At 68.5% G+C, this 20668-nt stretch carries 15 protein-coding genes; 7 read left to right on the top strand and 8 right to left on the bottom strand.

What is annotated here, in order from left to right:
* Positions 1-45: 45 nt before the first annotated feature.
* Positions 46-1392, top strand: a complete 1347-nt coding sequence (locus E0H73_RS16335; protein WP_131356258.1) for a DHA2 family efflux MFS transporter permease subunit — start codon at positions 46-48, stop codon at positions 1390-1392.
* Here E0H73_RS16335 and E0H73_RS16330 read toward each other — a convergent pair.
* Positions 1389-1862: a MarR family winged helix-turn-helix transcriptional regulator gene (locus E0H73_RS16330; protein WP_131356255.1), complete on the bottom strand. Its 474-nt coding sequence runs from the start codon at positions 1860-1862 to the stop codon at positions 1389-1391. The two genes, E0H73_RS16335 and E0H73_RS16330, sit on opposite strands and share 4 nt — an antisense overlap.
* A 95-nt stretch (positions 1863-1957) precedes the next feature.
* Between E0H73_RS16330 and E0H73_RS16325 the strand changes: the two genes are divergently transcribed.
* Both E0H73_RS16325 and E0H73_RS16320 read left to right on the top strand, forming a co-directional pair.
* Positions 1958-2848: an alpha/beta hydrolase gene (locus tag E0H73_RS16325; RefSeq protein ID WP_131356252.1), complete on the top strand. Its 891-nt coding sequence runs from the start codon at positions 1958-1960 to the stop codon at positions 2846-2848.
* A gap of 10 nt (positions 2849-2858) precedes the next feature.
* A complete protein-coding gene (locus tag E0H73_RS16320; RefSeq protein WP_131356249.1) occupies positions 2859-5672 on the top strand; it encodes a DEAD/DEAH box helicase in 2814 nt (937 codons plus the stop codon).
* A gap of 244 nt (positions 5673-5916) precedes the next feature.
* On the opposite strand, the gene E0H73_RS16315 is transcribed toward E0H73_RS16320, so the two are convergent.
* Genes E0H73_RS16315 through E0H73_RS16295 form a run of 5 tightly spaced genes read right to left on the bottom strand, consistent with a single transcriptional unit; the run spans position 5917 to position 13663 of the window.
* The gene (locus tag E0H73_RS16315; RefSeq protein WP_131356246.1) at positions 5917-8499 is read right to left on the bottom strand and encodes a hypothetical protein; all 2583 of its coding nucleotides are present in this window, start codon (positions 8497-8499) and stop codon (positions 5917-5919) included.
* Positions 8496-10562: a glycoside hydrolase family protein gene (locus E0H73_RS16310; protein WP_131356243.1), complete on the bottom strand. Its 2067-nt coding sequence runs from the start codon at positions 10560-10562 to the stop codon at positions 8496-8498. Before E0H73_RS16310 ends, E0H73_RS16315 begins: the two co-directional genes overlap by 4 nt.
* A gap of 29 nt (positions 10563-10591) precedes the next feature.
* On the bottom strand, positions 10592-11494 hold the full coding sequence (locus tag E0H73_RS16305; protein ID WP_131356240.1) for a carbohydrate ABC transporter permease: 903 nt from the start codon (positions 11492-11494) through the stop codon (positions 10592-10594).
* A 3-nt stretch (positions 11495-11497) separates the two neighbouring features.
* Positions 11498-12394 (bottom strand): carbohydrate ABC transporter permease, encoded by an 897-nt coding sequence (locus E0H73_RS16300; RefSeq protein WP_131356238.1) that lies wholly within the window; start codon positions 12392-12394, stop codon positions 11498-11500.
* A gap of 6 nt (positions 12395-12400) precedes the next feature.
* On the bottom strand, positions 12401-13663 hold the full coding sequence (locus E0H73_RS16295) for an ABC transporter substrate-binding protein (protein WP_131356235.1): 1263 nt from the start codon (positions 13661-13663) through the stop codon (positions 12401-12403).
* Positions 13664-13822: 159 nt separating this feature from the next.
* On the opposite strand from E0H73_RS16295, the gene E0H73_RS16290 reads away from it, so the two are divergent.
* The 3 genes from E0H73_RS16290 to E0H73_RS16280 all read left to right on the top strand — a co-directional run bounded on the left by E0H73_RS16290 (position 13823) and on the right by E0H73_RS16280 (position 18456).
* Entirely contained in the window at positions 13823-15739 is a 1917-nt protein-coding gene (locus E0H73_RS16290) for an NHL repeat-containing protein (RefSeq protein ID WP_131356232.1), read from the top strand.
* 19 nt (positions 15740-15758) lie between these two features.
* Positions 15759-17117, top strand: a complete 1359-nt coding sequence (locus E0H73_RS16285; protein WP_165555699.1) for a beta-N-acetylglucosaminidase domain-containing protein — start codon at positions 15759-15761, stop codon at positions 17115-17117.
* A 67-nt stretch (positions 17118-17184) separates the two neighbouring features.
* Complete coding sequence (locus tag E0H73_RS16280) at positions 17185-18456, top strand: serine hydrolase (protein WP_165555698.1); 1272 nt, start codon at positions 17185-17187, stop codon at positions 18454-18456.
* Here the strand turns inward: E0H73_RS16280 and E0H73_RS16275 are convergent.
* Complete coding sequence (locus E0H73_RS16275) at positions 18453-18917, bottom strand: MarR family winged helix-turn-helix transcriptional regulator (protein WP_131356224.1); 465 nt, start codon at positions 18915-18917, stop codon at positions 18453-18455. The genes E0H73_RS16280 and E0H73_RS16275 overlap by 4 nt on opposite strands.
* 64 nt (positions 18918-18981) lie before the next feature.
* On the opposite strand from E0H73_RS16275, the gene E0H73_RS16270 reads away from it, so the two are divergent.
* Positions 18982-19353 carry a cupin domain-containing protein gene (locus E0H73_RS16270; RefSeq protein ID WP_131356220.1) on the top strand — a complete coding sequence of 124 codons (372 nt, stop codon included), beginning with the start codon at positions 18982-18984 and terminating at the stop codon, positions 19351-19353.
* Position 19354: 1 nt separating this feature from the next.
* On the opposite strand, the gene E0H73_RS16265 is transcribed toward E0H73_RS16270, so the two are convergent.
* Entirely contained in the window at positions 19355-20653 is a 1299-nt protein-coding gene (locus tag E0H73_RS16265; RefSeq protein ID WP_131356217.1) for a glycoside hydrolase domain-containing protein, read from the bottom strand.
* Positions 20654-20668: the final 15 nt, after the last annotated feature.

The raw sequence follows: 20668 nt of genomic DNA, 5'->3' as shown, positions 1-20668 counted from the left end.
CGTGCAGTGTAGCGCCACTACACTGCACGGTGTAGTGTGCGGTAGATGACCGAAGTCGCCCTGGATCGATCGATTCTGAAACTCGGCGGCGTGGTGATGGTCGGAGCCCTCACCCCGCTGCTCGACATGACGATGGTGACCGTGGCGCTGTCCCGGATCGCGGCCGGTTTCGGTGTGTCCGTGGCCACCGTCCAATGGGTCAGCGCCGCGTACCTGCTGTCGATCGCGATCACCATTCCGACGACCGGCCGGCTGGTGGAGCGATTCGGCTCCCGGACGATGTGGCTGACGGCGTTGGCGGTCTTCTGTGCCGGCTCGGCGCTGTGTGCCACGGCCTGGTCGGCGGGCAGCCTGATCGCGTTCCGCGTCCTGCAGGGTCTCGGTGGGGGCATGATCGTCCCGCTCACCATGATGATCCTCGCGAAGGCTGCCGGTCCCGACCGTCGTGGCCGGGTGATGAGCCTGGTCGGGATCCCCGCCCAGCTCGCGCCGATCGCCGGTCCACTGCTCGGTGGCCTGGTCGTTGACACGATCGGCTGGCAGTGGATCTTCCTCATCAACCTGCCGATCGGGCTGACCGCGATCGCGCTCGCCTGGAAGACCGTTCCGTCCGACGCCGTACGTCGCTCGGCTGGGCTGGACCTGGTCGGGTTGGCGCTCGTCTCACCGGCGATCGCACTCCTCGTCCTGTCCCTCAGCGGTACGGCGACGTGGCCGTCGGCGATCGGTGGTCTGCTGCTACTCACGGCGTTCGCTGTTCATGCGCTGCGAACGACGATGCCCTTGCTCGACCTGCGGCTGTTCCGCCACCGGCCGGTGACTGTGGCGACGGTGCTGAACTTCCTGTCCCGCTTCTCGGTGTTCGGCGCGATGCTGCTGATGCCGCTGTACCTCCAGCAGGTTCGTGGTCACAGTGCGCTGGAGGCCGGCCTTCTACTCGCCCCGCAGAGCCTGGGCACGGTGCTCGCCCTGCCTCTCGTCGGCAGATTGACCGACCGCATCGGCGCTCGGCCCGTGGCGCTCGTCGGAGTCGGGATCACCGTCGTCGCGACGCTCGCCTTCACGCAGGTGACGGAGACGAGTTCGTTCGTCGTGCTCGCGATCGCCTTGCTGGTCTGGGGGATGGGAATCGCGGCGGCCACCGTGCCGGTGTCGGTCGCGGCGTACCACGGACTCGATCCCGCGGCCATCCCCGGCGCGACGAGTCTCATCACCACGGTGACGACTCTCGGCGCTTCGGCCGGTGCTGCCGTGGTGACTGCGATCCTGCAGTCGCGGCTCGGTCGCCACGCCGGCGATCCCGCTGCGGCGTTCGCGGACACGTTCTGGTGGGTGCTCGTCTTCACGGCCGTGACGTTGCTCCCGGCAACGATGCTTCCGGCGCGAACCTAGGGCTCGGGAGTTGGCCTGGGTTCGGCGCGGTCTGTGCGCGGGTCGATCTCGGCGCGTTGGCGCAGCATCGAGAGCATGGTGGCGAGTTGTTCGAGGTTCCCGGCCGGGAGGACCGAGCCGACCCAGGTGGTGAGCTCGGCGTCGACGGTGGGTCGCGCCGCGTCGAGGATCTCGGTGCCTGCGGGGGTGAGCTCGATCAGGGAGGAACGGCGGTCGCCCGGGTTCGCGATCCGCCGGCAGCGGCCGGCGGCCTCGAGGCGATCGACGGCCTTGCTGGTGGCCCCGACCGTGATCGCGGCCCATTGCGCCAGGTCGTAGACCCGGGCGGTGCCGCGGGATGCGAGGAAGCGCAGGAACTCGAACTGGCCGAGTGGCAGGCCGTGCTCGGCCTTCAGCCGGGTGTCGAGGACGTTGTAGAGCCGCGTCTCCAGCCGGACCAGGTCCGTGAACAATGATGTGAGATCAGTCACAGGCAGATCCTGCTTCGTGGGAATTAGGTTCCTCGGAATGTAGTTATCAGGAACTGTATTCCAAGGAATCTATCACCGAGTGACGGAGGCCGGCGATGAGCCAGGACCAGCGCGCCGCGGCGCGATCGATGATGACCAAGCGGGACCCGGACCGGACCCCGGCGCAGGAGCGGGCCGACTTCGACGCGATCTTCGCCGACCGTCCGCTGGGCGACGACGTCACGCTGACTCCCCGCACGCTGGGCGGCCGGCCCGCGCTGGATGTGCAGGTCAAAGGTGCGGATGGCGACGCGGTGATCCTCTACCTGCACGGTGGCGGTTACGTGGTCGGGTCGGCTCGGACTGGAGCCAACCTCGCGGCGCCGCTCGCACGGCGTACAGGTCTGCCTGCCGTGTCGCTGGAGTACCGGCTGGCGCCTGAACATCCCTTCCCGGCCGCGGTCGACGATGCGTTGGCGGCGTACAAGGAGCTTCTCGGGAGTGGACGGCCGATTGTCCTCGTGGGCGACTCGGCCGGTGGGGGAGCAGCGCTCGCCACACTGATCGCCGCGCGCCGGGAAGGCCTGCCGCTGCCGGTGGCTGCCGTCTTCTTCTCGCCCTGGGTCGACCTGACGCTGTCGGGGGAGAGCATGGACGCGCGAGGTGACCTCGACCCGCTGTTCAGCCGTGCACACATGGCCGCGTACGCCGAGCACTATCTCGCCGGCCACGATCCCCGCGACGAGCTGGCGAGCCCACTGCTCGCGGATCTGACCGGTCTGCCACCGCTGCTGATTCAGGTCGGTTCCGCCGAGGTCCTGCTCGACGACTCGCTCCGCCTGGCGGTCCGCGCGGCGCAGCACGACGTCGACGTCAGCCTGGACGTCGTCGCCGGCGCACCGCACGTCTACCCGCTGATGGCCGGGGTCATGGACGAGGCCGACGAGGCCCTGGACCGGACCGCTCATTTTCTGACCCTGCGCCTTACTGTGGGTGGCGTCGCATAGATTGGGGTGTATGAGCACCCCGTCCGAGAAATATGCTGTCTTCCGCTCGGACCAGGAGCATCCTGCGGTGAGGGAGTTCCGGGCGCTCTACGACTTCAAGCTGGACGAGTTCCAGTTGCGCGCCTGTGCCGCCCTCGAGGACGGTCACCAGGTGCTGGTCGCCGCCCCCACCGGCTCCGGGAAGACGCTGGTCGGCGAGTTCGCCGTCCACCTGGCCCTGCAGCGCGGGCAGAAGTGCTTCTACACCACCCCGATCAAGGCGCTGAGCAACCAGAAGTACGCCGACCTGGTCAGCCGCTACGGCTCCGACAAGGTCGGCCTGCTCACCGGCGACAACTCGATCAACTCCGAGGCGCCGATCGTCGTGATGACGACCGAGGTCCTGCGCAACATGCTGTACGCCGCCTCGACCACGCTGCTCGGACTGTCATACGTCGTGATGGACGAGGTGCACTACCTGGCCGACCGGGCTCGGGGCGCGGTCTGGGAGGAGGTGCTGATCCACCTGCCGGACTCGGTCTCGGTGGTGTCGTTGTCCGCGACCGTGAGCAACGCGGAGGAGTTCGGCGACTGGCTGGAGACAGTCCGCGGCAACACGGTCGTCGTGCTGGAGGAGAAGCGGCCGGTGCCGCTGTTCCAGCACGTGATGGTGGGCAAGCGGCTGCACGACCTGTTCGCCGGTGAGGCGCCGACCGCGCGCGTCGGTGCGCCCAAGCCGGCGAAGTCCGGCAACCCTGCCAAAGCCAACCAGGTCGACATCAAGGATCTGGTCAACCCCCAGCTGGTCCGGATCGCGCGCGACGACAACCGGATCTTTCGCGACGACTCGCGCAAACCCCGTCGGCGCCGGGATCTCCCGAAGGGCCGGCCGACGCGGACCCACTTCACGCCGTACAGGTCCGATGTCGTCGAGGAGCTGGACGCGGGCGCGCTGCTGCCGGCGATCTACTTCATCTTCTCCCGCAAGGGCTGCGAGGACGCGATGCTGCAGTGCCTGCGGTCCGGCCTGCGGCTGACCAAGCCGAGCGAGCGGGACGAGATCAAGCGGGTGCTGGCCGAGCGGACCGCGGACCTGCCGGACGAGGACCTCGGCGTACTCGGGTACCACGACTTCTCCGAGGCGCTCAGCCGCGGCATCGCGGCGCACCACGCGGGCATGCTGGCGGCGTTCAAGGAGGTCGTCGAGGAGCTGTTCGCACGCGGCCTGATCAAGGTCGTGTTCGCCACCGAGACGCTTGCCCTGGGCATCAACATGCCGGCGCGCACGGTCGTCCTCGAGAAGCTCTCGAAGTGGAACGGCGAGGCGCACGTCGACATCACGCCGGGGGAGTACACGCAGCTCACCGGTCGTGCCGGTCGCCGTGGCATCGACGTCGAGGGGCACGCGGTCGTGCTGTGGCAGCCCGGGTTCGATCCGCGCGCGGTCGCCGGTCTGGCCTCGACCCGTACGTATCCGCTCCGCTCGTCGTTCTCCCCGTCGTACAACATGGCGGTGAATCTGGTTCGCCAGGTCGGGCGGACGCGGGCGCGCGACATGCTCGAGCTCTCGTTCGCGCAGTTCCAGTCCGACCAGGCCGTCGTCGGGCTGGCCCGCCAGGTGCAGCGCAACACCGAGGCGCTGGAGGGCTACAAGGAGTCCATCGACTGCCACCTCGGCGACTTCCTCGAGTACGCCGACCTGCGCCGGAGGATCGGTGAGCGCGAGGCGTCCGGATCCAAACGGCGCAAGCTGGACCGCCGGGTCGAGGCGCAGGAGTCGATCGAGAAGCTGCGGATCGGCGACATCATCCGGATCCCGGCCGGCCGGAGTGCGGGCTGGGCGCTGGTGCTCGACCCGGGTATGCGGTCCGAGCGCGAGGGCCCGAGGCCGACTGTGCTGACGCTGGACCGGCAGGTCCGCAAGCTGTCCATGATCGACTTCCCGACCCCGGTCGAGGCGATCGGCAGTCTGCGGATCCCGAAGAAGTTCAACCCGCGCAACCCGCAGCAGCGGCGCGAGCTGGCGCAGGTGCTGCGCACCCGCTCCGACATGCTCGGTGAGGACGGGCCGCCGTCGCGCACCCGCGGCCGGGATGTCGTCAGCCACGCCGACGATCCGGAGTTGCAGGAGATGCGGGCGCAGTTGCGCGCGCATCCGTGCCACGGGTGCTCGGACCGGGAGGACCACGCCCGCTGGGCCGAGCGGTACTTCCGGCTCGACCGGGAGAACCGCGACGTGCAGCGCAAGATCGAGCAGCGGACGAACACCATCGCCCGCCAGTTCGACCGGGTCTGCCAGGTGCTGGACGCGCTGCACTACTTGGACGGTGACAAGACCACCGAGGCCGGCGACCGGCTGGCCCGGATCTACACCGAGCTCGACCTGGTCGCCGCTGAGTGCCTTCGGCAAGGAGTGTTCGACGACCTGACCGTCCCGGAGCTGGCCGCCTGTCTGGCCGCGCTCGTGTACGAGGCGCGGTCGAAGGACGAGCCGACGTCGCCACGGTTGCCGCGCGGCGACGTACGGCTGGCGCTGGAGCGGATGGGGTCGATCTGGCGCGACCTGTCCGCGCTGGAGCGGGACATGCGGGTCGACTTCCTGCGGTCGATGGACCTCGGGTTCTGCTGGCCGGCGTTCCGGTGGGCGTCGGGTGCGTCGCTGGCCGAGGTGTTGTACGAGTCGGACCTGGCCGCGGGCGACTTCGTTCGTTGGGTGAAGCAACTGATCGACCTGACCGAGCAGGTCGCGGACGCGGCCGGCCCGACCCCGTTGCGCAGTACGGCGCGGTCCGTCGTCGACCAGATCCGCCGCGGTGTGATCTCGTACGCCTCCGTGGTCGACTAGGTATACCCGGGCATGAGGTTGGTTGCAGTTGGGATCACCAGGTCGACGCGGCGATCATCTGGCCAGCGAGGCGTACGGAATCCCCGGTAGCGCCGGGATGCGGACGTGCGGCACTCACAATGGACGCCACTGTCGCCCCGCGGTGTCGTGGCCAGGCGGGAATCGGGTCGTCGCGGGTGTACGGCGAGCCGCTTCGCGACCACAGTCCGCGGTGTCGTTGGCACCAACCTCCGGCCGGGTGGAGCTAGCGGGGGTTGATCCGGACCAGCTTCGTGGCGCCGTACGGGGCATAGAGGTTGCCGTAGGCGTCGCGGGTCAGGTGGGGGCCTGCGCCCTCGAAGAGGATTCTGAGGTCGCCGGTGGTCGAGCCGCTGGTTCGGGCGTGGGCCGGGTCGAAGTCGAAGACCCGTCCGGCGACGTTGCCGTAGATCTTGCCGTCGGCACCGAGGAGCATCGTCGCGTAGTATCCGGGAACCCGGGCCGGTGGCGTCAGGTCCGGGAAGACGTGTTCGCGATGGACCCACTGTTCGGTGGCCGGATCGATCGCGAGGAGCCAGCCTTCGGCGTAGAACCAGACCGTGCCGTCGGGGGCTGTGACGGCCGCGTCGACCGACCTGGTGTCGGGCACCGGCCAGATGACTGTCTTCGGCTGCTGCGTGGACTGGTCGAAGATCAGCAGCTTCGCCTGGGTGTCGATCGGGAGCCCGTCGTAGCTGTAGAAGATGCTCCCGCCGCCGAAGACCTTGTCACCGCTGGCCGCGATCGCGTTCACGGACTGGTGCCCGATCACTCCGTCGAGCGTGGTGCACTGTCCGGTCGTCAGGTCCAGCCACCCGAAAGCGCCCTGGTCGTGCCCGTACTCGGCCTGCGTCCCGTAGTAGATCCGGTCGCCGTACGCCGCCAGGCCGTACGGCCGGTTCTGGTTCGCACCGATCGAGCAGTCCACCCGAGGTGCGCGCCCGGAGGTGACGTCGTCCGGGGTGAAGGACTCGATCCGGGTGTACGGATACGTCCCCTGGTAGACACGACCGCGGTAGCTGAGCATGGATTCGGCCTGCCCACCGACCGGGTACGTGACGTGCTCGTCGTCCCGCATCGAGGTTAGTTTGCCGAGACCGCCGGTGAGGTAGCCGGCAGTCCAGATTCGTCCGTCGGGCCCGGTCGTGATGCTGTTGACCCGGGTCGAGACCAGCGGGACGCCCTGGACCGTGGTGCGGACGAGTGTGCCGGTCTGCAGGTTGTACTTCACCAGTACGGCGCCGGAGTTCCAGCCGACCAGCGTGGTCCCGGGCCAGGCGGGATCGCCCAGCGACACGGCCTCCCAGCGGCGCGAGAAGATGCCGGTCCGGGAGTTCGGCATCTTGGCCTCGGTGCCCGCGGCGAGATCGAAGCCGTACAGCGGCTGGCCGGGATCATTGGCCTTGGAGTAGTAGATCTTGCCGTCGACGACCGGCGACGACCCGTTGTAGATGACGCCCTTGATTTCGGTCACCTTGGTGGCCTGCAGTTCGCCGGCCGCGTCGCGTGACACCTTCAACACGACCAGGGAGTCCTTGCCCTGGCTGCTCGCGTCGCCGGCCCAGGCCATCACGTACCCGTGGCCGGCCGTCACGCCGTACACCCAGGGCGCGTTCTGCAACTCGGGGCTGAACAGCCCGATCAGATCCTTGCAGCGCGGTTCGCCGACGGTCGAGCAACCGAACAGGTGGGTCTTCGTGCCGGTGCCGGTGAAGATCGTCTTCGTCTCGTCCTCGTAGGCGAGGGTGCGGGTGTAGTAGGCGTCCGTGGTGAGCGGGTTCGGGCCGAGCGTGCCCTGGAAGCCGGTCCCTTCGACGTACTTGAAGATCACGGCACCCCTGAAACCCTGGGTCGGTTCTCCCCAGCCGCTGCCGTACGCGGTGCCTTGGTCGTCGAAGTCGATGTCGTACATGGAACCCCAGGCTGCGATCGGAGGTGCACCGATCCGTCGGGCCTGCGCCTCACCTGGTGTGTAGAGCCACAACTGCGCGGATTGGTAGGCGCCGATGTAGACCGTCTTCGTCACCGGGTTCTGCCGGACTCCCCACGCACCTGTGGCGCCAGGAAGCTCGACGTTACGGACCAGATTCCCGGTGAGGATGTCGGTGATGGTCAGCACTGCGGGATCGTTCTCCGAGCCGGTGGCCATCGCGTACGTGACGTGGCGCCCGTTCTCGTCCACCCCGGCCGCCATGCTGAGGAACGAAGCCTGCTTGGTGATCTGCGGCTGCAGCACCGTGTACGGCGCCGTGATCAGGACGTCGTCGAAGGACGCCGCGGCATGTGCGCCGAGCTCGACCGCGACGGTGGTGGCACCGGCCGGCGCGACCGCGGTCACCTCGACAGTGTCGTTCCACCGCTTCCTTTGGCTGGAGGAACGCCCGACCTGTGTGCCCTGCGCGTTCAGCCATCGCAGCGCGATGGAGGTCTCGGCCTGGGCTTGCAGGTGTGAGAAGGCCGAGTACTTCTGCCCTGCTGTCACTGGTACCGGTGTACTCACCGCGCCCGCGTCGATGCAGGGCGGTCGTCCGGAGAAGCTCAGCGAATGCGTGCCTTCACTCGCCCAGGTGGTCGACGTGGTCAGGACGCGGCACGGTTTGGGCGCCGCCGCACCCTTGCCGTTGCCGGCGGTCCACCCGGTCGCTACTTGCTCGAAGCCGTGGTTGGGCAGCAGCAGATCTCCCTGCTGAACCTGGGCGGCGTGGCTGTCCGCACTCGCCGGGCTGCCGCCCATCGGCGACACGATCGCTGCCGCGATGAAGACTCCCACGGCCACCAGGGATGCGTGCAGGATCTTGGGGCGGTTCATGAGCTGTACTCCATCTGCTGCAGGACGGCGGTGATGTCGGCGGCATTGAAGGCCTCGATGCGTGTGTCGGATCCACCGGTCCATGACCCGTCGGGTTGCTGCGAAGCGGTGATGGCGCCGATCCAGCGGATCACGTCCTGGGTGTTGTCCACCCCGCCGAGCGGCCTGCCGTCGTAGTCCCACAACAGCGTCGACGGCCGGTCGACGTTGGTCATCCAGCTGATGCCGCGCCGGCCCGTCGCCACCCAGTGCCTGGCGTTGCGGAGTTCGCCCCACTGGATCAGCCCGTCGTTCACGAGGTAGGCGTAGTCCGTCGGCTTCCAGGTCGCGTACCAGGCGTACGGGATCGAGCCGTCGGTCTGCACTCTGCGGTCGAGGTTTCGTGCCAGCGCGTCGCCGTACCTGAGCAACGAGTCGTCGTGGGTCGTCTCATGGAGCCGGCGAAGGAGCACGAGCGAGAAGGCGTCGATGTTGTACACCTCGGTGGCGCGGCCGCCGGTCGCGTCGATCGGGGCCGTCGTGCAGTACGGAATCGAGGCGTAGCGGTGGCCCGGATCGAGGAACTGCAGGCCGTTCGGGTCGTGCAGCAGGTAGCCGACCGCCCGTTCGGCCGCATCGAGGTACCGCTGGGTGCCGAACGCGTGATAGCCCTCGAGCAGTGACACTGCAGCGCTGGCGGTGATGATCGCCATCACCGTGCCCCGAGGATGCGTCTTGCCGTCCGGATAGTGCCCGGCGTAGGCGAAGTGCAGTTGGGCGCTCCCGTAGGGCCACGGAAAGCCGAAGCCGCCATTGGACAGTTGAACGTCGGCCAGGACATCGAAGATACGAGTGGCTCGTTCGCGATAGACCTGCTCGCCGGTCAGTTGCCACAGGGACGTGTTGGCGCTGGCTGCCTTCGCGTTGCCGTGCGGGTCGGGCTGGATGTCACCGGGCCAGCTGGGATGAGCGATGCCGATCGCGCCGCTCGCCGTCGTACGGGAGTCCAGGTAGTCGCTGGCAGACCTCGCGGCGGCGAGCGCGGTGGGTCCGGCGGTCCGTTCCGCGGCATGGTCGGGCTCGCGGAACCCCAACGCGATGACGAACACCTGGTTGCCGCCGGGCTGACCGAGCTCGGTCACGCTGACGGAGGGAAACGCGGCTCCGGCCGGCGCGCCGTCGCCCAGCCGGACGCCGCTGATGGTGAGCGATCCCTGGGTGCCGGCGGCCAGCTGGGCGCAGCCGGACGCCGCATCCCAGGTGATTCCGTCGCCGTGCCACCGGAAGGTCTCGCAGGAGGCCGAACGCATCCGTGCGGCGTCGACGAACTGCAGTTCCCGGTCGAACGCGGACACGGTGGCGAGCTTGCGGGTCGAGGCGCCTGCCGCCAGTGTCAACGTCAGTACGTCGGAATGGGCGGCGCGCTCCAGGTAGTTGCCGCCGACACCGATGATCGCGGGCCAGGTTTCGACGCTGACGTCGTCCCACCACACGGTGCCTTGGCTGAACCAGTTGGCCAGAGTCAACGACAGGTAGCGAGTTGTCGCGGGCGCGGCCAGTTCGACGGTGAGCTCGGTCCAGTCGGCGGTACCGCTCGCACCGGTCGCCACCGCGCTCGCGATCACCGCGCGGTTGACGTCGTAGAAGTGCAGTTGCAGAGTCGGTGCGGTACCGGTGACGGCCATGACGCGGTGCCAGACGGAGAACCGGTGTACGTGGCCCCCGACGGCCGGCTTCAGGTACAGCTGGACGCTGTACCGGTCGCTCGCGGCTGGAGCGACGGTGCGGAACGACTTCGCGCCGGTGCGTGCCACCGCGGGGTCCAGTGCACCAGATCCCGCTGTCCCCGAGGCACCACGGCCCCATTGGTCCGGGAAGCCCGGCGTGGTGGTCTCCTGCTCGAAGGATGGGTTCGGCACCACGAAGACGGGGGCGGTCGCCGTGGTGTGTGCCGATCCCACAGCCGCGGCCTGCCCGGGCGTGAGCAGCGAGAGGCCTGGAGCCGTCGCGATCGCGGCCCCGGTGAGCACGGTGGACCGCAGCACGGTACGTCGGGTGATCGGGTTCGAGGAGTCGGTGGTCATCGGAGCCTCTCTCTCGGCGAGGAGTCGGGTCAGCCCTTGAGGCCGGACATCGTGGCGCCCTCGGTGAAGTAGCGCTGGGCGACCAGATAGGCGATGAAGATCGGCGCGAGTGCGACCACCGAGCCGGCCAGCGCGACACTCATCGGGACCTTGTCCTGCATCAGTCCGGCGATCCCCGTGGTGAGCACCTGCAGCTGCGTCGACTGGGCCACCACCAGCGGCCAGAGGAAGTCGTTCCAGTGCCACAGGAACACGAACAGACCCAGCGTGGCCAGAATCGGCTTGCACAACGGCAGCACGATCTGCGCGAAGATCCGGAACTCCGAGGCGCCGTCCACGCGCGCGGCGTCGATCAGCTCGTTCGGGATCCCCCGGATGAACTGCCGCATCAGGAAGGTCGCCTGGGCGTTCGCGAGGGTCGGCACGATCAGGCCCCAGTACGTGTTCATCCCGCCGGCCTTGGCGACCAGTACGAACAGCGGGATCAAGGTGATGTGGTACGGCACCATCAGCATGCCCAGGAACGACCAGAAGATCGCCGTCCGGCCCGGGAACCGCTTCTTCGCGAACGCGTACCCGGCCATCGAGGACAGCAGCAGGACCAGGACGACGCTGACCCCGGCGTACAGCAGCGTGTTCAGCGCCCAGCGGAGGACCTGGTTCGATCCGATCACCTTCGCGAAGTTGTCGACCGTGAGGTGGGTCGGGGTCAGGCTGCCGGGGAAGACCAGCCCGCCGACCGGCTTCAGCGACAGCACGACCATCGCGTAGAAGGGGAACAACGTGACCAGCGTGCAGACGGCGAGAATCGCCCCGCGCAGCACCCGGCCGGCGCGACGTGGTGCGAACAGGTCCCGCTGACGGCCGCGCGGCCGCAGCGGGGAGGAGGCCGGCACCGGTGTCTCGACCTCACGTTCGGCGATTGCTGACATGCCTCACTCCTCCCGGTCCAGGACCAGTCGTTGCACCAGCGCGATCACCAGCACGATCACGAACAACGCCACCGCGACCGCCGAGGCGTACCCGAAGTCGAAGTACTTGAAGGCCTGGTCGTAGAGCATGTAGCCGAGCGTGTACGTCGACCGTCCGGGACCGCCGCCGGTCATGATGTAGACCACGTCGAACACCTGGAACGACCCGATCACCTCGACGACCCCGAGAAAGAAGAACACGGGCCGCAACTGAGGCAGGGTCAGATGCCGGAATCGCTGCCACGCACCGGCACCGTCCATCGTCGCGGCCTCTTCCAGCTCCCGCGGAATGTCCTGCAACCGCGCCAGCACGATCAGCATGTCGAACCCGAACCGGCCCCAGACCGCGACCACCGCGATCGCCACCACCGCGAGCGTCTCGTTGGTCAGCCAGGACCCGTCGTACAGGCCGATCGCACCGAGCAGCCGGGGGAGTGCACCGCCGGCGTTGAAGAGCCAGATGAACACGACTCCGGCCAGCACCAGCGAGGTGATCACTGGCAGGAAGAACACCGCCCGGAAGAAGCGCACGCCGGGCAACGACCGGCGGACCAGGAGTGCCATTCCGACCGCGACCGCGACCAGCAGCGGGACGGTGACGACGGTGTAGATCAGCGCGACCTTCAGCGACTGCCAGAACAGCGCGTCGCCGACGAGGCGGTGGAAGTTCGCCGTACCGGTCCAGCGGAAGCCGCCGCCGAGCGTGTATTTGCCGAAGGCAAGGAACACGCCGCCCAGGAACGGACCGAACCGGAACAGCAGGAACAGCACCAGCATCGGCAGGACGAAGGCGAGACCGGTCAGCGCCTCCCGTCGCCGATGGCGGCGGGAGGCGGTGCCCGGCACGTGCACGGAAGTCATCGAGGCTCAGTGCGCCAGGACCGGTTCGGCCGCCTTGGCCGCGTCCTTGATCGCCTGCTCGGCCGGCTTCTTGCCGAGGACGACGGCCTGGATCTCCGGTGCCAGCACGCCCTGCACCTCGCGGGCGTGCGCGACCCGCGGACCGACGTTCACCATCGACAGGTACGCCGCGGCCTGCGCCTCGTTGGAGCCGGCCGCGAACGGTGCCGGCGCACCCTGTTTCGGCGGATAGAAGTTGGAGAACTTGCCGATCGCCGCGAGCTGCTCGTCGCTGGTGACGAAGCCGGCCCAGGCCGCCGCCAGCGCCTTGTTCTTCGAGCCTTTGAGGATGGCGAACGAGCCGACGGTGCCGTACGTCGCCTGGTTCTTGTGCTTCAGCGGCGGGGCGACCACCACGTCCTTGCCCCACACCTGGCTGAGCTCGGTGGCGGTCGCGTAGTACACGCAACCGACCTGGCGCCGGCCGACGACGGTCTGCTCGACCGGTGCGTTGCCGGCCGCCTCGTCCCGCTTGACATACCCCTGGGCGGCGAGGTCACCGAGGAACTTCGCGGCCTCGACCATCGCTGGGCTGTCCAGGGTGGGCTTGCCGGCGTCGTCGAACGGCGCGCCACCGGCCTGCCAGACCCACGGGTAGAAGCTCGTGTTCAGCGTCGCCTCGGTGGAGCCGATGATGTGCGTGACGTACTTGCCCTTGGCCTTGAACCTGGGGCCGAGGGCAACCAGGTCGTCCCAGGTCGCCGGTGGCTTGTCGACCCCGACCTCCTTGAGCACCTTGGCGTCGCAGACACCCGGAACGACCGACATCAGGATCGGCGCGCCATAGACCTTGCCGTCGTAGCTGACCGCGTCCAGCGCACTCTGGCGGTACCCGTCGGTCTTCACCGCGTCGTTCAGCGGCTCGACCACGTCCTGGCTGCGGAACTGGGCCAGCTCGTCGGGAATCATGTAGACCACGTCCGGCGCCGTACCACCGGCGATCGCCGTGGTCAGCGCGGTGTCGCGGTCCTTCCACGGCTTGATGTCGATCTTCACGTCGGCCTTCGGGTACTTCGCCTTGAAGGCGGCCGCCTGCGCGTCCCAGAACGCCTTGTCGGCCTTCTCGTCGGCGGTGGGCGACAGCGGGTAGGCGCGGACCGTGATGGTCCCGCTGATCTCCTCGCCGTCCTTCGGTGCGGCCACGTCGCCGCCGCCACCGCCGCACGCGGCCAGCAGACACAGTGCGGTCACGGCGGCGACCGCCAGGGTGCCGGTTCTCTGCCAGGACATCAGGACACCTCCAGGTCAGTGAATTTCGGTCATGACCGTAGATCCCCGGCAGCGCACCGTCAACGGTGAACGCCCGCTCTTGCCCTGATCCGCGAACCGAGATACGGTCTTGACCGAAATTCAGCTGCCCCGTCCGCCGGAGTGCCCGTGGGAGCCGCCATGTCACGCCTTCTGTCCAAGCCCGCCGGTCTTCTCGCCGCCGCCGGTCTCGTCCTGGCCGCCACCGCAGGGCCGGCCGCCGCGGCCGGAACCGCGGACATCACCGATCTCGGGCCGGCCAGCCTGTCCGCCGCGATCGTCACCGGCGCCCTCGCCGGCGACCACGCCTATGTGGTGTCCCGTGGCGTCACCCCGGCCAACCTCGGTGTGCTGGATCGGACGACCGGCACGGTCAGTACGCATCCACTGCCCTCGTCACAAGGCGCGTGGGCCAGTGCGGTCAGCGGCGGCCAGATGTACGTCGCGACGTACCTGCCGCCGGTCGTTTACCGGGTCGGATCCGACGGCTCGAACACCAAGATCGCGGCGCCGGCATCGCTTCAGTACTTCTACGATCTCACCGCCGCACCCGACGGTCTGCTCGTCGGTGGTGGGTACCCGAACGGCCACACGTATACGATCGATCCTGCGACCGGCGCGGTGCGCGACCTCGGGCAGGCGTACCCCGGTGAGCAGTACGTCCGCTCCGTCGCAGCCGACGACACCACGCTGTACGTCGGCGTCGGATCGCACGCCCACCTGATGGCGATCGATCGCGCGACCGGCGCGAAGAGCGACATCCTGCCCGCGGCGCTGCGGGACGACTCGTTCGTCTACGACCTGGCGACGAACGAGACGTACGTGGTCGCGGCGATGGTGCCGTCCGGCCGGGTCGCGATCATCGACAAGCACGACCCCGCGAACTTCCGCATCGTCCAGCCCGCTCCCGGTGTGGTCGGTGGAGCGGACGCGGTGACGCTGGCCGGTGGGTCGGCGTACGTCACGGTGCGCCCGACCGCGGAGGTGTTGCAGCTCTACCTGGCCTCCGGCGCGGTCCAGTCGCTCGGCCAGGCGACGCCTGGTGAGGAGACGCGCAACCTGTACGTCGAGGACGGCAAGCTGATCGGGTTCTCCGGCTCCGGGATCATGTGGACGAAGCCGCTGCCGTCGGGCGACTTCGGGGTCGTCGATCTGCAGCAGGCGGGTCTCACCCCTGGCGCGGAGTTGCCGTTGAGCGTGGTGACCAACGGGTCGACGGTGCTTGTCGGCGGCAACTTCGGTGCCCAGTTGCACGATCTCGCCGCCGGTACGTCGCGCCGGATCCGGATCGGCGGCGAGATCAAGACCGGAGTCGCGGCCGGGAACACGGCGTACGTCGCGGTGTATCCGACCGGGACCGTGGACACCGTCGACCTGAGGACCGGTGCGGTGCGGAACCTGAGCACGCTCGGCCATGCCCAGATCCGGCCGCGCGACCTGACTCGATCCGACGGCAAGGTGTACGTCGGCACGCAACCGGACTACGGCCTGTTCGGTGGTGCGCTGTCGATCGTGGACGAGCGGACCGGAGCGACCGACGTGTACCGGGACGTCGTACCCGACCAGTCGATCTCCTCGGTCGCCGTCGCCGGCGGTGTGGCGTATCTCGGCTCGGAGATCTACGGCGGGCTCGGCACGACGCCGAGGGCCAAGGAAGCCGTGCTGTCGTTCTTCGACCTCGCGAGCCGGACGGTCAGCCGCACATTGGTCCCGGTGCCTGGCGCTCCGCGCATCCAGGATCTCGTGGTTGTCGGCCGGCGGCTCGTCGGTGTCACCAGCACCGGAGTCCTGTTCGAGGTGGACCGGGCGACAGGACAAGTCACGCGTACGGCGAAACTGTCGACGGCGGGCGGTCAGCTCCAGCTCGCCGGCAACCAACTGACCTTCGTCGACGGCAACCAGGTCTTGCGGATCGACGCCGCCGGCTGGCAGCCGACGACCCTGGCCACCGGCCTGAAGTCCTCCGTCGCCGGCGAAGCACAGGGTGCCCTCGACCCCCGGGCGCGCTCTCTGTACACGATCCGCGAGACGAACCTGGTGCGGGTGCCGGTCCGGTGATCGGCGGCCGGTGAGCGTCGTGGCGATCGAGGACCGCGTCGTCCTGGAGTGCTTCTACGGACCGTTGTGGACGCCGGCGGACCGAGCCGCGGTGGTCCGGCGTGCGCACAGCCACGGCGCCACGGGCTATGTCTACGGTCCAGCGGCCGACGGACGCACTGGAGCGGACTGGCGGGAGCCGTACGGAGACGATGCGGGGCATCTCGCCGAGCTGCTCGCGCTGACCCGGGAGCTCGGCATGACGGCGACCTGGCGGGTGTCGCCGGGCGCGCCGCTGTGCCGGGATCGAGCCATCTCGCTGGCGGATCGCGACGAACTCGCGCTGCTGCTGGATCGCGTGACGGCGATGACGCGGCTGGGATTCGATCGGGTAATCGTTGCCTTCGACGACATCGACGCGCAGCTGGATCCGGTGACGCGGGCGATGTACGGCGCCGATCCGCACCCGATGGCCGCCGCCCAGGCCGTGGTGATCAACGCGATCCACGACGGTCTGGCCAACCTCGGTACCGAGCTTCTGGTCTGCCCGACCCACTACTGGGGTGTCGAATCGTCGCGGTACCGGCTCAGACTCGGCGAGTTGCTGCATCCGGAGCTCATCGCCTGCTGGACCGGGCCGACCGTCGTCTCGCCGACCGTCAGCGCGGCGCAGGCCCGCACTGTCGCCGAGCAGTTGCAGCGTCGGGTCTGGCTCTGGGACAACTATCCGGTCAACGACTGGGATGGCACCGACCTGGCGTTCAGCAGCGCGACGACGCCACGCCGGTTGCCGCTTGCGCCACTGCGTGGTCGCGATCCGCGGCTGGCCGACGTACTCGTGGGCTATGGCGCCAACGCTGCGTTACAGGCCCACGCCGGGCTGCCGGGGCTGTGCACCGCGATGGAGTGGGCGTGCGATCCGCAGGGTTACGATCCGGATCGAGCCTTCGTCCAGGCGCTCGAGGAGACCGGACAGGTCGACGCGCTCGAGGCTCTGGCCGGGCTTGCCGGACCGAGCGTGCTGACCGATGATCCAGGCCGGTTGGCAGTGGCCTGCTGGGCTGCCCTGCGGAGTCCGGATCCGGCTGAACTCGTTGCTCTACACAACCTGCTCGATCAATCGGCCGCAGCGATCGAGGCCCTGTCCGGTCCGATCGCGAGCGAGCTCCGCCCCTGGGCCGACGCGCTACGGATCGTCCTTCCGGCCGCCTCGGCGGCCGCTCGGGTCCTGACGGCGACGCGGGCGGGCCGGCTCGCCGCGAACGCGGACATCACCATGGTGCGCGATGCGATCCGGAGCTGGCCTCGCCTGTCGATCGCCGGCGGCGCGCTCTTCGCCCTGGCCGACCATACGCTGGGCACCGCCGGCGCCGGAACACCCACCTGGCCGGACGGCTGAGACCTCCTCTGATGGCAAACTTCTGCCTCTGATAGCCCTGCCCTGCATCCTGAAGGAGAACACGTTCGTGGAGCTGACGCGCCGGAATTTCGGCAAGCTTGCGCTCGCAACCGGCGCGGTCGCCGCCGTCGGCACCGGAGCCGGGACGGCCCTGAGCCGTTCGGCCGATGCCGCCGCGACCTGGAAGACCACCGGTACCACTGTGTCGGCGCTGGCCGGCTTCGACAACCAGATGAAGACCTTCATGCAGGCCCGCGGCGTGACCGGCGGGCAGCTTGCGGTGACGTACAAGGGCCGCCTGGTGCTTGCCCGCGGCTACAGTACGTCGACCGCGCTGACGGTCCAGCCGACGTCGCTGTTCCGCGTCGCGAGCGTGTCGAAGATGTTCACCGCGGCCGCGATCATGAAGCTCGTGCAGGACGGCAAGCTGAGCCTGACCACGCCGGTCGGCAACATCATCGCGATCACGCCGCCGACCGGGCAGACCAAGGACACCCGCTGGTCCGCGGTCACCATCAAGCGGCTGCTGCAGCACCTCGGCGGCTTCGACCGCGACGTCTCCGGCGACCCGAACTTCAAGGACGCCATCATCGCCAAGGCCCTGGGCGTCCCGATGGAGCTCCAGCACGCCGACGAGATCAAGTACATGGCCGGGCAGAAGCTCGACTTCGCACCGGGCAGCAAGTACGCCTATTCGAACTTCGGGTACGTGCTGGCCGGCCGCGTGATCGAGAAGGTCAGCGGGCTGAGCTACGAGACGTACGTGAAGCAGAAGCTCCTTGCTCCGTTGAAGATCACCCGGATGGCGCAGGGCTGGACCATCGCCAAGCACACCGGCGAGGTGCCGTACGAGTCGCAGTACACCGGACCGACGGTGCTCGACAACACCGGCACGATCGTTGCCGCGCCGTACGGATCGTTCAGCATGCGCATCCAGGACTCGAACGGCGGCTGGATCGCGAGCGCTCCGGACCTGGTCCGGTTCGCGAAGATGTTCGACGCGTCGTCGAGCGTGCTGAACACCGCGTCGCTGAACAGCGTCTGGGCCAAGCCCGAGATCGGCATCCAGCCCGACGGTTGGTACTACGGTCTCGGCTGGCAGATCCGTCCGACCACGGCCGGCGGCGCGGGTCGCAACACCTGGCACACCGGCAGCATGCCAGGCACCTTCAGCATCGTGGTCCGGACCTACAACGGGATGAGCTGGGCCGCCTTGTTCAACCGCCGCGACGACCCGAGCGGCAAGTCGTACGGCGACATCGACGCGGCCCTGTGGACCGCAGCCAACGGCGTGAAGACCTGGCCCACGAACGACATGTTCCCGCAGTACTTCAGCTAGAACATCAACGCTCTGAAGTGTGGCGTACTGACCCGGGCCTCGCCGGCCATCTCGGTCAGTACGCCGCGCACCGTGTCGATCGCTTCGTCGCCGAATTTGCGGCGGAGCTTGCGTTCGTAGGACTGGTGGAAGTTCCGGGCCGCCTGCAGTGCGGCCTCGCCCCGGTCGGTGAGGTGCAGCAGCCGGGCCCGTGCGTCGGACGGGTCCGCGCGGCGCTCGACGTAGCCGCGCCGCTCCATGTCGTCGACGATCTGGCTCGCGCCCTGCTTGGTGATCTCCAGCCGCGCCGCCAGCCCACTGATCGTGGTCGGTGCGGCGCCGAGCGTGCGCAGGACGAATCCGTCCGACCGGCCCTGGTCGTCGAACCCTTGTTCAGCTGTCGCCGCCCGCAGTGCGCCGACGAACTCCTGGTCCGCCAGCACCAGCAGGATTCCGAAATCAGGCTTGCCCGAACGCGTCATGAGCGCCATGATAGTCAAGCCGACTTGGTCAAGTTGGCTTGACTATCTCTGATGGGGGGAAGCGATGCAGATCATTCGCGCCGCCGAGGCGCCGCGGTTCCGGTTGCCCGGGGTCGAGTTCACCGGGCTGGCCGCGCCGAGCCGGGGGTCGGCCGGTCTGTGCACGTGGAAGCTGACGGTCGATCCCGGAGTACGCGGCGATGCGCCGCACACCATCGACCGCGACGAGGTGTTCATGGTGCTCAGCGGCACCGTCCAGGTCACCCCGGACGGCGAGAAGCTCGGGGCCGGCGACGCGGTCGTCGTACCGGCCGGCGAGCAGATCTCGCTGACCAACCTCGGCGAGGACACCGCCGAGCTGCACGTCGCCATCACCGCCGGCTTCACCGGCACGATGGCCGACGGTACGACGATCCAGCCGCCGTGGGCTCAGTGAGTCAGCACCGCCGCAGTGGTGTCGAGTAGGTGGTGTTGCTCGTGGTGGCGACGTAGTAGTCGGTGACGTAGGAGCCGTCGCTCAGCCGGTTCCACACTGACGTCGTACCGACCTTGGAGCCGGGGCGCTGGCAGGTGATCCACGCCAGCGACCCGATCGGCAGCAGGCCTGGGTACGTCGCGTACGACGTTCCCGGGCCGTGCCGGCGGCTCAGGTTGTCGACGGTCGTCTGGAACGGGTTGCTGCAGCCGGGAATCGGTGCGCTGTAGCCGGGCTTGGTCGGTGTCCTGGCGTAGTAGTCGGTGATGTAGGTCCCGTCGATCAGCTTGTCCCAGACGGTGGTGACGCCGATCTTCGGGCCGAACGTCTGGCAGACGATCCGCACGCCCGAGTTCAGGGCGATCGTCCCCTTGATCGGATAGGAGGTCCCTGGGCCGCTGTAGGTATGGATGGTCGTGCGGACCGTGTAGGAGTACCAGACCGAGGCGACGGGTGCGTCGAAGCTGTCGTTGTCGATGTTGAGGGTGACACCGCCGTACGTCTCGGTGTGATCGCCTTGGTACTGCTTGGCTCGCTGCCCGATCAGCCAGTAGCGGTTGGAGATCAGCGGCCAGCCGGTCAGCGACGAGCTGCCGTCCCAGCGGGCGATCCAGACGGCGTCCGGCCGCGCGTACGCCGTCGAGTTGTAGACCTCGGCCAGATGGCGCGCACCGGAGTCCTGGTGTGCGTAGACGCCGGAGAGGAAGCCGCGGCGGTGCAGTTCCTTCGTCCACGACGACAGGAACCGCAGCACCGTGGCCCGGCAGGTCGCGTCGGCTGCGTTGTAGTGCTCCATGTCGGCGTAGATCGCACTGCCCGCGAGCAGTCCGATCTTCCTGGCCTGAGTCACTGCGTCTCCCGCCAGGAGGGCCCCCTGTGCGGCTGCGGACGCCGGGGTGATCTTCACCGCGTTCGGGCGGAACGTGCAGGGCGCCTGGTAGCCGAGGTAGATCGGGATGAGGCGCCAGCCCATGCGGGTCACACTGCCGACCCAGCTCTGGGTGAGCTGCGGCTGCGCACAGCTCCGGTTCACTCCGCCGACGTAGATCCCGATCGCCTTGTAAGGCGATGTTTTCCAGGCAGTCATCTGCGCGACGGTCGGCGCCGTACAGGTGTCGAACGCGAGTCCGCTGAACCGGGTGGCCGTCGTACCGGCTCCATAGGTGAGCGGCGTGGTCGGCTCGGCCATGGCCGGCGCGGACGGGCCCAGTAGCAGTACGGCGGCCGCTGCGGCGGCCACCTTCAATCTGATCCGCTTCATTCGCGGCACCCCTGG

It is taken from the genome of Kribbella pittospori (genome assembly GCF_004331465.1).
GTDB lineage: Bacteria > Actinomycetota > Actinomycetes > Propionibacteriales > Kribbellaceae > Kribbella > Kribbella pittospori.
The sequence above is the reverse complement of the archived record's forward strand: the minus strand, read 5'-3'. Positions and strand labels throughout refer to the sequence as shown.